General features: G+C 64.8%; 12 protein-coding genes. 7 read left to right on the forward strand and 5 right to left on the reverse strand.

Features of this window, described 5'->3' with window-relative positions:
- Window positions 1–20 precede the first annotated feature (20 nt).
- From exeL to exeN, 3 genes are all read left to right on the forward strand, one after another.
- Entirely contained in the window at window positions 21–1,205 is a 1,185-nt protein-coding gene (gene exeL / locus AC1IN8_RS13050) for a GspL family type II secretion system protein ExeL (RefSeq protein WP_479759042.1), read from the forward strand.
- Window positions 1,202–1,693, forward strand: coding sequence for a type II secretion system protein M (exeM, locus tag AC1IN8_RS13055; RefSeq protein WP_247625482.1), 492 nt, complete (start codon window positions 1,202–1,204; stop codon window positions 1,691–1,693). Before exeL ends, exeM begins: the two co-directional genes overlap by 4 nt.
- Before the next feature lie 97 nt (window positions 1,694–1,790).
- Window positions 1,791–2,549 (forward strand): GspN family type II secretion system protein ExeN, encoded by a 759-nt coding sequence (exeN, locus tag AC1IN8_RS13060; protein WP_479759044.1) that lies wholly within the window; start codon window positions 1,791–1,793, stop codon window positions 2,547–2,549.
- 48 nt (window positions 2,550–2,597) lie between these two features.
- Here exeN and AC1IN8_RS13065 read toward each other — a convergent pair whose 3' ends face one another.
- Entirely contained in the window at window positions 2,598–3,503 is a 906-nt protein-coding gene (locus tag AC1IN8_RS13065) for a helix-turn-helix transcriptional regulator (protein ID WP_479759046.1), read from the reverse strand.
- Between the two features lie 144 nt (window positions 3,504–3,647).
- Between AC1IN8_RS13065 and tyrS the strand changes: the two genes are divergently transcribed.
- Window positions 3,648–4,916 carry a tyrosine--tRNA ligase gene (gene tyrS / locus AC1IN8_RS13070; RefSeq protein WP_479759048.1) on the forward strand — a complete coding sequence of 423 codons (1,269 nt, stop codon included), beginning with the start codon at window positions 3,648–3,650 and terminating at the stop codon, window positions 4,914–4,916.
- 100 nt (window positions 4,917–5,016) lie between these two features.
- On the opposite strand, the gene yrfG is transcribed toward tyrS, so the two are convergent.
- Complete coding sequence (gene yrfG, locus AC1IN8_RS13075; RefSeq protein ID WP_479759049.1) at window positions 5,017–5,685, reverse strand: GMP/IMP nucleotidase; 669 nt, start codon at window positions 5,683–5,685, stop codon at window positions 5,017–5,019.
- Window positions 5,686–5,830: 145 nt separating this feature from the next.
- Here yrfG and nudE point away from each other — a divergent pair, with 145 nt between their 5' ends.
- The 3 genes from nudE (at window position 5,831) to AC1IN8_RS13090 (ending at window position 8,971) form a co-directional block, all read left to right on the forward strand.
- Window positions 5,831–6,439, forward strand: a complete 609-nt coding sequence (gene nudE / locus AC1IN8_RS13080; RefSeq protein ID WP_005327154.1) for an ADP compounds hydrolase NudE — start codon at window positions 5,831–5,833, stop codon at window positions 6,437–6,439.
- Window positions 6,440–6,480: 41 nt separating this feature from the next.
- The gene (cysQ, locus tag AC1IN8_RS13085; protein ID WP_139433953.1) at window positions 6,481–7,293 is read left to right on the forward strand and encodes a 3'(2'),5'-bisphosphate nucleotidase CysQ; all 813 of its coding nucleotides are present in this window, start codon (window positions 6,481–6,483) and stop codon (window positions 7,291–7,293) included.
- Window positions 7,294–7,705: 412 nt separating this feature from the next.
- Window positions 7,706–8,971: an aromatic amino acid transport family protein gene (locus AC1IN8_RS13090; RefSeq protein WP_319917243.1), complete on the forward strand. Its 1,266-nt coding sequence runs from the start codon at window positions 7,706–7,708 to the stop codon at window positions 8,969–8,971.
- A gap of 72 nt (window positions 8,972–9,043) precedes the next feature.
- Here AC1IN8_RS13090 and AC1IN8_RS13095 read toward each other — a convergent pair whose 3' ends face one another.
- The 3 genes from AC1IN8_RS13095 to metJ form a co-directional block, all read right to left on the reverse strand.
- Entirely contained in the window at window positions 9,044–9,382 is a 339-nt protein-coding gene (locus AC1IN8_RS13095) for a tRNA-binding protein (protein WP_479759052.1), read from the reverse strand.
- An 84-nt stretch (window positions 9,383–9,466) separates the two neighbouring features.
- Window positions 9,467–10,213 (reverse strand): helix-turn-helix domain-containing protein, encoded by a 747-nt coding sequence (locus AC1IN8_RS13100; RefSeq protein ID WP_479759211.1) that lies wholly within the window; start codon window positions 10,211–10,213, stop codon window positions 9,467–9,469.
- Window positions 10,214–10,248: 35 nt separating this feature from the next.
- Window positions 10,249–10,572, reverse strand: a complete 324-nt coding sequence (metJ, locus tag AC1IN8_RS13105; protein WP_005327165.1) for a met regulon transcriptional regulator MetJ — start codon at window positions 10,570–10,572, stop codon at window positions 10,249–10,251.
- Window positions 10,573–10,768 lie beyond the last annotated feature (196 nt).

Genomic DNA, 10,768 nt, shown 5'->3' on the forward strand with positions numbered 1-10,768 from the left:
GCATGGCAGGAGAATCATTTGTGAGCGAGAGTCTGGTCATCCGTCTGGGGACCAATGCGCAGCAGCCGGTGCACTGGCTGGTGTGGTCGACGCAGGAGCAGGAGATCATCGCCTCCGGCACCCTGGCCTCGGCCCATGCCCTGGGTGAGCTGCAGGAGCGTGCCGGTGGCCGCCCCGTAGTGACCCTGGTGCCCGGCAGCGATCTCATCTTCCGGCGGGTCAGCCTGCCGGGCAAGTACAGCCGTCAGGCCGCGGCGGCGCTGCCCTATCTGCTCGAGGAGCAGATCGCCTCCGACGTGGATGAGCTGCATCTGGTGGTGCTGGCTCATCAGGGGCAGGACGTGGATCTGATGGCGGTGGACAAGGCGAAAATGCAGGCCTGGCTGGCGTGGCTGCAGCAGGCGGGGCTCAAGACCCTGCAACTGCTGCCGGACGTGCTGGCCCTGCCGCCCGCCGCCGAGGGGTGGTCTGCCCTGCAACTCGGCGCCGAGTGGCTGATCCGCCAGGGCCCAGCCCAGGGGATAGTCGCCGACGAGCCGCTGCTGGCCATGCTGCTGGCGGCCCAGCCCGAACCCGTCACCATCCATAGCCATACCCCGGCACCCGCCATCGCGGCCGCCAACTGGCAGGCGGCGGATCCCGAGCTGCCCATGCTGCTGCTGGCGAAAGGGGCGATCGCTTGCCAGGCGAACCTGTTGCAAGGGCCCTATCGACCCCAGACCGAATACGGCCGTTACTGGCAGCAGTGGCGCAAGGTGGCGGTGCTGGCGGGAATGCTGCTGCTGGTGGCCCTGGCCCAGCGCGGGGTACAGCTCTATCAACTGACGGAGCAGGACAAGGCCCTCAAGGCGGAGATCCGGCAGGTCTATACCCGGATCTTCCCGGGGGAGACCCGGATCGTCAACGTCCGCAGCCAGATGAGCCAGCACCTCAAGTCCCTGGGGCAGGCCCCGCAGGGTGGGGTTCTGCTGCTGCTGACCGAGCTGGCGCCTGTGTTTGCCGAGGTGCCCGGTCTCAAGCCCGAGGTGATGCGTTTCGACGCGGCCAGGGGCGAGCTCAGGTTGCAGGTGACCGCCCCCGGTTTCACCGAGATAGAGCGTTTTCGCGAGCTGGCGGGCAAGCGCTTCGAGGTGCAGCAGGGTGAAGTGCGAAGCCATGAGGGCAAGGTGGAAGGGGCGCTGGTGCTGAAGGGGAAATCATCATGATGGACAAACTGCAAGGCTGGTGGCGTGGCATCAGTCCCCGCGAGCAGCGGCTGGTGGCGGTGGGGGGTTGTGCCCTGCTGATCGGGCTCTGCTACTGGGTCATCTGGCAGCCCGTCGCCAATCGCATCGACGAGCGGCAGCGGCAGGTGGCCAACCAGCAGCAGACGCTCGCCTGGTTGAAAGAGAAGGGGCAGGAGGTGCTGGCGATGCAGGGGGGCCAAGGCCGCCAGATCGACACCAGCGGCACCCTGGACGGGGTAGTGAACCGCACCGCCTTCAACCAGAAGATCAAGATAGCCAGGCTGCAACCCCAGGGGCAGGAGTTGCAGGTGTGGATAGACACAGTCCCGTTCGAGGATCTGCTGCTCTGGCTCGCGACCCTCTCCGAGCAGTACGGCGTCCAGGTGCAGATCATAGAGGTGGCCCGGGAGGGGCTGGCTCCCGGCCTGGTCAAAGTCAGGCGCTTGCAGTTGAGCCGCCCCCAATGACACCAAGCGTAATGGGCGCCGCCCGGCCTTTGGCATGGCGCTCAATGTTGGCTCCTGGCTTGGCCCGGGCCGGATCCTTGCAGTCGAGTCCTGTTCTATGAAACAAAAAGTCCTGATCGCCGCCCTGTTTCTGGTGGCCTATCTCGGTTTCCTGCTGGTGACGTTGCCAGCCACCCTGGTGGTGCGCCATCTGCCGCTGCCCCCCAACCTGGTGCAGCTGGAGGGGGTGAGCGGTACCCTCTGGAGCGGCCAGATTGCCCGGCTGCAATATGCCAGCGAGTCCCTGACCCAGCTGCGCTGGGATCTCGACGGCTGGTCCCTGCTGCGCCTGGCGCCCGAGGTGTCGGTGCGTTTCGGCGATCGCGCCGGCCTCAACGGTCAGGGGGTGATCGGCTGGAATGGCGCTGCCTTCGGTCGTGACATCACCCTCAACGCCCCCGCTCCCTGGGTGCTGGCGCGGGTGCCCACGCGCCTGCCCTTCCCCCTGACAACGGCGGGCCAGCTGCAACTCAAGGTCGATCAGTTCGCCCAGGGCAAGCCCTGGTGTGAGGAGCTTTATGGCAACCTCAACTGGTACGGCGCCGAGGCCGACACCCCGGCAGGCAAGCTGCTGCTGGGGGATCCCGAGCTCAAGCTGACCTGTCTCGACTCCCGTCTGGTGGCCGAGCTCAAACAGGGCTCCGAGGCGGTGCAGGTGCAGGGCAAGCTGGAGTTGCAGGCCAATCGCCAGTATCTGTTCCAGGGCACCCTCAAGCCTGGGCCCGAGCTGCCGGATCAGATGAAGCAGGGGCTGCCCTTCCTCGGTCAGCCCGACGGTCAGGGCCGCTTCCCGCTGCGCTATCAGGGCCGGATCTGAGGGCGCAGCCCTTGGCAGACCACACCCCGCTTCGGCGGGGTGTGGTCGTTATGGGGCGGGCGTCTCTGGTGCGCCGCTCAGGGGCGTGGTGATGAGGTGGTTGAGAAAGAGGCTGAACAGCTCGGCCCGGGAGCCGAGCCGCAGCTTGCCGTAGAGGTGCTTGCGGTGATTCTTCACTGTGCCGCTGCCGATGCCGAGTTCGGCGGCGATGCCCTCCGTGTCCAGCCCCTGCAGCAGCAGGCTCGCCACCTGCCGCTCCCGGCGGGTGAGCCTGTCTCCGCCCACGCTGCTCATCGCCTGCTCCACCGCGGCCTTGAGGCTGGCGCCGTCCAGGCTGGCCGCTACGCCTTGCACTCTATCCTTTGCCGTACTCTTGGCTGCACTTTTCGCAGCACCATCCGTGGCTCTCGTCGCCGCGCTCTGGGCCAGCAGTGGTACCGCCTCCTGCCACTGCTGGCGGCACAGGGAGTGCACCAGGGGGAACAAGGCTTCCAGCCTGGCCCGCTCCTTTGGACGAAGGCTCTGGCGCTTGTCGAGGCGGCCCAGAAACAGCATCAGAGTGAGACCGCCGCGCACCGGCAGGATCAGCCCCACCTCCTCCTGCCAGCCGGTGGCCTGATAGAAGTGGTGGCGGTATTCGGGATCCAGCCGCCCCTTGGACACCTGTGCCAGGGTCCAGACCCCGGCGGGGAGGCCGTTCTGGAGCGCCTGCATAAAGGGATCCTGGCTGAAGTGGCTGGTGAGGTAGCGATCAAACAGCAGAGCCCGCTGGTGATGCAGGTTGTCATAGAGGTAGACGGGACGCTGTCCCACCCCGAGCAGCAGGGCGCAGTCGAACGCCACCTGCTGCTGGATGAGGCGCACCAGGGCCGCCGCAAAGGCCGGGCTGTGCAGGGCATCGACGACGGCGGTCAGGCTCTGGGTCAGCGAGTCTGTGGCGAGGGGCTGGCTCATGGCGACGGGCTCCGGCTGGCGGGGAAAGCACCCCGATATGGGCGGGATGCTAGCACGAGAGTGGCAAAACTGTCCCCTGAGGGACATATCCGCCCCGAGTCATAGGGGAGAGTATGGCGACTTTCCCCTGCTGTTGGAGACCCCATGATCGACCCTCATTTGCTTGATGATCTTGCCGCGCGCGGCCTGGTTGCCCAGATGTCCGACCCGGCGGCCCTGGCCGCCCACCTCGCCACGCCGCGTACCCTCTACTGCGGCTTCGATCCCACCGCCGGCAGCCTGCACATAGGCCATCTGGTGCCGCTCTTGATGCTGCGCCGCTTCCAGCTGGCGGGCCACACCCCTGTGGCCCTGGTGGGGGGCGCCACCGGCCTCATCGGCGATCCCAGCTTCAAGGCGACCGAGCGCAGCCTCAACAGCAGCGAAACCGTGCAGGGCTGGGTGGCCAGCCTGTCGACCCAGATCCGGGCGCTGCTGCCGGCGAGTGACGGTCTGGCTGCGCCGCAGCTGGTCAACAACGCCGACTGGATGGGGCAGATGTCGGCCCTCGATTTTCTGCGGGACATCGGCAAGCACTTCTCGGTCAACGCCATGCTGGCGCGGGAATCGGTGCGCCAGCGGCTGGCTCGCCCGGATCAGGGGATCTCCTTTACCGAGTTCTCCTACGCCCTGCTGCAATCCCAGGACTTCGCCGTGCTCAACCAGCGTCTCGGCTGCACCCTGCAGATCGGCGGCAACGATCAATGGGGCAACATCACCAGCGGCATGGATCTCACCCGACGGCTGCATCAGGCCCAGGTTCATGGCATGACGCTGCCCCTCATCACCAAGGCGGATGGCACCAAGTTCGGCAAGACGGAGGGGGGCGCTATCTGGCTGGATCCGGCACTCACCTCGCCCTATGCCTTCCATCAGTTCTGGCTCGGCACCGCGGACGAGGATGTCTACCGCTTCCTGCGCTACTACAGCTTTATGCCGCTGGCGGCCATCAGGGCGCTGGAAGTCGAAGATGCGGGTCGGCAGGGGCGCAAGCAGGCCCAGCAGGTGCTGGCGGACGAGCTGACCGAACTGGTGCACGGCAAGGGGGCACTGGCGGCGGCGCGGCGCATCGGCGAGCTGCTGTTTTGCGGCGACGTGGCCCGCCTCGGCGAAAGCGATCTCGCCCAGCTGGCCCAGGATGGCATGCCGAGCTGCCGTATCGAGAAGGAAGTGGAACTGGTGACCCTGCTGGTGGAGAGCGGTCTGGCGAGTTCGAAGCGGGTTGCCCGTGAGCTGCTGGGGGCGGGCGCCATCAGTCTCAACGGCGCCATCAGACAGGATGAATGGCTCAGTGCGGCGGATCGGCTGTTTGGTCGCTACCTGCTGCTGCGCCGGGGCAAGAAGCAGTACCGGCTGGTGGAGTGGGTGGACTAGTACGCCCGATCCCAAGAAGCAAGGGCTGCCAGGCAGCCCTTCTGTTTGTCCGCTTGCTCATGGGGTCTGTGGCTTCCCCATTGATGCGCAAAATGCCGATTCACACGGCCAGCGGCAATAACTCGGCGTAGTCGCGGATCGCCGGGAAGGCGGTAATCTGCTGCTCAGGCTGGCGACTGTCCGGGTTCTGGATGGCGAGCTGATAACCGATGCCGTAGTCGGCGGCGGCGCGCAGGATCCGCTCGCTGTCATCGACGAACAGGGTGCGGGCCGGATCGAATGCCAGTCGATCTGCCAGCGCCTGCCAGCAGTGCTGGCTCTCCTTCGACCAGCCGAGCTCATGGGTGCTCACCATGAGATCCAGGTGGCTGGCGAGATCGAGGTGCGCATCCTTGACCGACAGGCTGGCGGGGTGGGCATTGGTGAAGAGTACCAGCTGCTTGCCCGCCGCCCGCAGGGCGGCCAGGAAGGGGATGACGTGGGGCCGCCACTGGATCTTGTCCAGTATCTCCTGCTTGAGGGCACGGATGTCGAGCCCCAGCGTCTCGCTCCAGTAATCGACGCAGTACCAGTCGAGGGTGCCGCTGACGGCCTGATAGTGGGCATCGATCTGCGCCTTGGCGTCGGCCAGTGGCAGGCCGAGGCGCGCGGCGTAGCGTTCGGGCACCAGCTGCTGCCAGAGGTGGCTGTCAAAATGAAGGTCGATCAGGGTGCCATCCATGTCGAGCAGAACTGTGTCTATCTGGTGCCAGGGCAGTGGGGTGGGCATGGGGCCTCTTTGTGTCGGACTGGATGGGGAAAACGGGGGCATTATAACGGATTTTTCAGGCACCTTTCCGGCCCTTGCCCCGTGGTGTTCCCTCGGGGAGTCGTTTACTCTTGAAGCACTCTTTTTTAACGAGCAGTCAGCCCAGATGAGTGACCCCCACAAGTGCAAACCCGAACACGTCCGCGTCGAGGCCATGGCCCACGACAAGCGCAAGCCGGAGATCATCAAGGCCGAGCTGGTGGCCGAGAGCCGGCTGTTCAAGGTGGAATCCCTGCACCTGAAATTCAGCAACGGGGAGGAGCGGGTCTACGAGCGGATGCGCGGCGGCAACCGAGGTGCCGTCATGGTGGTTCCCCTGTTCGATGCCCATACCCTGCTGCTGGTGCGCGAATATGCGGCGGGCACTCACTCCTACGAGCTGGGCTTCCCCAAGGGGCTGATCGATCCGGGCGAAGATGCCTTCGAGGCGGGCAACCGGGAGCTGATGGAGGAGGCGGGCTTCGGGGCCCGTGACCTCATTCCCCTCAAGCAGGTCTCCCTGGCCCCCGGCTATTTTTCCAGCCGGATGGACATACTGCTGGCGCGGGATCTCTACCCCGAGCAGCGGGTGGGCGACGAGCCCGAGCCCCTCGAGGTGATCCCCTGGCCCCTCAATCGCATCGACGAATTGCTGGCGCGACCCGACTTCACCGAGTCGCGCAGCATCAGTGCCCTGCTGCTGGCCAGCAAATGGCTGGCGGAGCAGGAAAGCTAGCCCAAGCGTGGGTAAAGGTAATAAAAACAGAGGATAACAAGATGCAGGAGTTGTTGGCCTGGATACCTGGGGTCAAGGAGATAGCCCGCGAAGCGGGACGTATCCTTCACGAAATCTATCACGGCGGTCAGTTCGAGCGTCAGCTGAAGGAGGATGCGACCCCGGTCACCAGTGCCGATCTTGCTGCCGATGCCTATCTCAAGCAGGCGCTGTCGGCGCTCACCCCCCATGTGCCCGTGCTGACCGAAGAGGCGGCCGATGTGCCCTTCAGCCAGCGCGCCAACTGGCGGCAATACTGGCTGGTGGACCCCCTCGACGGCACCGGCGAGTTCATCGCCGGCAGCGGTGACTTCGCCACCCTGATCGCCCTGGTGCGGGACAATGTCCCTGTGCTCGGGGTCATCTATGCCCCCGAGGCCGACGTGCTCTACTGGGCGGTGCGCGGCCACGGCGCCTTCAAGGAGGTGAATGGCGAGGTGTACCCCATCAGCGCCATGCACCACGAGCACGACCAGCCCGACTCCCTGGTGGTGGCCATCAGCCGCCGCCAGAAGCTGGAGAACCTGACCCGCCGCCTCAACCCGGCCATCAACTACGAGCTGATCCCGCTTGGCTCCAGCTCCCTCAAGTCCTGCCTGGTGGCGGAAGGGGCGGCAGACTGCTATGTGCGGCTCGGCCCCACCGGCGAGTGGGACACCGCCGCCGCCCAGTGTATCGTCGAGGCGGCGGGGGGGCGCATCCTCAGCCTGGCGTTGCAGCCGCTCAGCTACAACGAAACGGAGTCGCTGGAGAACCCTGACTTCATCGTGATGGGGGACCCGGATCTCGCCTGGGGCAAGATCCTGACTCACTGAGCCGGTTGAAATGTAGCCAGTTCATCCAATCAGGCGGCCCCGTGGCCGCCTGATTGCCTGGTGTGATCCGCTGGCTTGGCGCGGCATATTCAGGTGTATTCGCTACTTAAATGGATTGCTGTAGTGGATCATCACAATCAAACCCAAAGTGCTGGCATCTATTTTCAGGTAATTCTGAAAACTGCGCATTGGTCGAAATAAAAAATCGACCAGTGGTTATATTTTGGTTTTATATTTCGTGAAATTCGCCGTTTAAAGGTTTAACCGAACAGGGCGGGCTGGAAATCCCGCCCAATCTCACTGGTTGAACCTGGCTTTGCCAGTGAGATCTGCCAATGCCGCTTTTTGAGAATTAAATGCTAAAGGAGCACAATATTTTTAGATTTTAATACTATATATAAGTGGTTTATCAATGAGTTCATCTGCAGAGGTCACCCGGGAGCTATCCGGTTCCCCATCCATCAGCCGCACTGGCTGGCGTCGTCACGATACCCACTGGGTCATCAGCCTGTTTGGCACCGCGGTCGGCGCCGGCATACTGTTCCTGCCCATCAACCTGGGTCTGGGGGGCATCTGGCCCCTGGTCATCGTCGCCGTGCTGGCGGGCCCCATGACCTTCCTGGCCCACCGCGGGCTGGCGCGCTTCGTGCTCTCCTCGTCCCGCCCCCACGCCGACTTTACCGAGGTGGCGGAGGAGCACTTCGGCAAGATGGCCGGTCGCCTCATCTCGGCGCTCTACTTTCTCTCCATCTTCCCTATCCTGCTCATCTACGGGGTCGGGCTGACCAACACGGTGGAGAGCTTCATGATCAACCAGCTCGGCATGGATGCCCCGAACCGGGTGATGCTCTCCGGCCTGCTGGTGTTCGCCATGATCGCCGTGATGATGGCGGGGGAGAAGGCGATGCTGCGGGCCTTTGCCTTCATGGTCTACCCGCTGGCGGCCATTCTGGCGGCGCTCTCCTGCTACCTCATTCCCCAGTGGCACTGGCCGGAGGCGACCGCGTTCGAGGGGGCCAGCTTCCTCAACACCGTCTGGCTGGCGCTGCCGGTCACAGTGTTCGCCTTCAGCCACGCCGCCGCCATCTCCGGCTTTGCCAACGTGCAGCGCCGGGAATATGGCGAGCAGGCCGAAGCCAAGAGCGGCCTGATCCTGCGCAACACCACAGTGATGCTGGTGGGCTTCGTGCTCTTCTTCGTCTTCTCCTGCGTGCTGAGCCTCTCCCCGGCCCAGCTGGCCGAGGCCAAGGCCCAGAACGTCTCCGTGCTCTCCTATCTTGCCAACATCACAGACAACCCTGTGATCGTGACCCTGGGGCCGCTCATCGCCTTCATCGCCATCAGCTCCTCCTTCCTCGGCCACTTCCTCGGCGCCCGGGAGAGCCTGAAAAGCCTGATCGCCAAGCCCACCGGCCTGTCGCTGGCCAAGGCGGACCGGCTCGGCATCGCCCTGATGTTCTTCGCCATCTGGGGCGCCGCCGTCATCAACCCGGGCATTCTGGGGCTGATGGAGACCCTCTCCGGCCCCGTCATCGCCATGATCCTCTTCATCATGCCGGTGGTGGCCATCTACAGGGTGGAGGCGCTGGCCCGCTTCCGTCAGGGCTGGGTGAACGGTTTCATCCTGCTGACCGGTTCGCTCTCGGTCTCGGCCCTGCTCTTCAGTCTGCTGAAGTAACAGCAGCACGGTGGCTAAAAAGAGAAGTGGGGGCCCCGGGGTCGCCTCTTCTCTTTCATGGGGCACAGGGCCTCAACCCAGCTTGGCGCCGTTCTCCACCGCCTGCTCCGGGATGGCCATCACCACGGCGCCATCGGCCCGGTAGAAGCCGGTCAGCAGAAACTCCGACTGGATGGGGCCTATCTGCTTGGCCGGGAAGTTCACCACGGCGACGATCTGGCGCCCCACCAGATCCTCCGGCCGATAGAGATCCGTTATCTGGGCGCTGCTCTTGCGCACCCCGAGCTCGGGGCCGAAATCCGCCCACACCTTGTAGGCGGGCTTGCGCGCCTCGGGGAAGGGCTCGACCCGCACCAGGGTGCCCACTCTCAGCTCCACCATCTCGAACTGCTGCCAGCTTATGGTCTGCATCTTGGCTCCTCCTTTCACACACCTTGCATTGACCCCAGCATGCCTCGAAACGGCAGCCCCTGTCTTCGGCAAGGAGCCGGACTGTTATGGCTGCGGGCCGTTTTGCTGGCGCCAGCGGGAGGGGGTGAGGCCCGTCTCGGCCAGGAAGCGCTCGGCGAAGGCTCCCTGATCCTGATAGCCGCAGCGGCTGGCCACCTCGCCTATGGGCAGGGCACTGTGAGCCAGCAGGGTGCGTGCCAGCGCCATGCGCCGCCCGCGGATGTAGTGGGAGGCGCTCATGCCGAACTGCTGGCGAAAGGCGTGCTTGAACTGGCTCTGGCCGAGACAGGCAACAGCGGCGAGCCGCTCGTTGCCAAGGGGCTCGGCGAGGTGGGCCTCGATGTGGCGCTGCACTCTTGTCATGCGGGGGGCCAGGGTGGGGCCCATGCCCTGACCCTGGGCCAGGAGGCCCAGCCAGACCTGCTCCATGCCGGCCACATGACGGCCCTGACGCACCATCTGATGGAGGAAGGCGAGGTAGTGGCGCTGGGGCTCGTCCAGGGGGATGAAGGGGCGCTCGCCAAGGGCCTCGGGCAGCCAGTGGCTCTCCTGCACTAGGAAGGAGAGCGCCGGGTCGGCGGCGTAGTCGTGGCGAAGACCGGGGGCGATGACGCAGGCAAAGCCAGGGGCGAGGCGGCGACCCTGGCCCTGCACCTCGATCTCGAGGGGGCCGTCCAGGGGGATCACCAGCTGGACGAAGTCGTGGCTGTGGCTGCTGATGTCGCTCTGGTAGCGGCGCAGGCTGAACGGGCAGGGGGCGGATAGGGATGACGCGGCACCGGGCCGCGTCATCGAAGAGGGGGGATTATGTGCCATGGGCCACCGGATTACTCGGCGTCGAAATCTTCGATCTCTTTGCCGAGCGCCTCCATGATGGCGCGCGCCTCGGCGGGGACGCTGTCCGGATGATCCTTGCGCAGATCGTCGTCACAGGGCAGCGGCTGACCGGTGAATGCGTGCAGGAAGGCCTCACAGAGCAGCTCGCTGTTGGTCGCATGACGCAGGTTGTTCACCTGGCGACGGGTGCGCTCATCGGTCAACACCTTCAGCACCTTGAGCGGGATCGAGACGGTAATCTTCTTGACCTGTTCGCTCTTCTTGCCGTGCTCCGCATAGGGGCTGACGTAGTCGCCGTTCCACTCTGTACCCATGTTCCACCTGTTCTCGTTTGGCCGTGAGCGCGGATTTTAACCCTTAAGGAATTCAATGGCAATCCAACAGCAAAGCCATTTAGACGTCTAGAAGTGTTGACGGCTTTTTTAAGGTGGCGTAGTGTGATGCACCATGGGCCGGCACTCCGGCCAGCGCAAATGAGAGCGGGGCAGGACGACCCACGAGGCGGACCGG

It is taken from the genome of Aeromonas sp. 130281 (genome assembly GCF_056642115.1).

Coding starts and splice junctions, on each gene's coding strand:
- exeM (WP_247625482.1), top strand. CDS start 1,202: ATGATGGACAAACTGCAAGGCTGGTGGCGTGGCATCAGTCCCCGCGAG.
- exeN (WP_479759044.1), top strand. CDS start 1,791: ATGAAACAAAAAGTCCTGATCGCCGCCCTGTTTCTGGTGGCCTATCTC.
- AC1IN8_RS13065 (WP_479759046.1), bottom strand. CDS start 3,503: ATGAGCCAGCCCCTCGCCACAGACTCGCTGACCCAGAGCCTGACCGCC.
- tyrS (WP_479759048.1), top strand. CDS start 3,648: ATGATCGACCCTCATTTGCTTGATGATCTTGCCGCGCGCGGCCTGGTT.
- yrfG (WP_479759049.1), bottom strand. CDS start 5,685: ATGCCCACCCCACTGCCCTGGCACCAGATAGACACAGTTCTGCTCGAC.
- nudE (WP_005327154.1), top strand. CDS start 5,831: ATGAGTGACCCCCACAAGTGCAAACCCGAACACGTCCGCGTCGAGGCC.
- cysQ (WP_139433953.1), top strand. CDS start 6,481: ATGCAGGAGTTGTTGGCCTGGATACCTGGGGTCAAGGAGATAGCCCGC.
- AC1IN8_RS13090 (WP_319917243.1), top strand. CDS start 7,706: ATGAGTTCATCTGCAGAGGTCACCCGGGAGCTATCCGGTTCCCCATCC.
- AC1IN8_RS13095 (WP_479759052.1), bottom strand. CDS start 9,382: ATGCAGACCATAAGCTGGCAGCAGTTCGAGATGGTGGAGCTGAGAGTG.
- AC1IN8_RS13100 (WP_479759211.1), bottom strand. CDS start 10,213: ATGACGCGGCCCGGTGCCGCGTCATCCCTATCCGCCCCCTGCCCGTTC.
- metJ (WP_005327165.1), bottom strand. CDS start 10,572: ATGGGTACAGAGTGGAACGGCGACTACGTCAGCCCCTATGCGGAGCAC.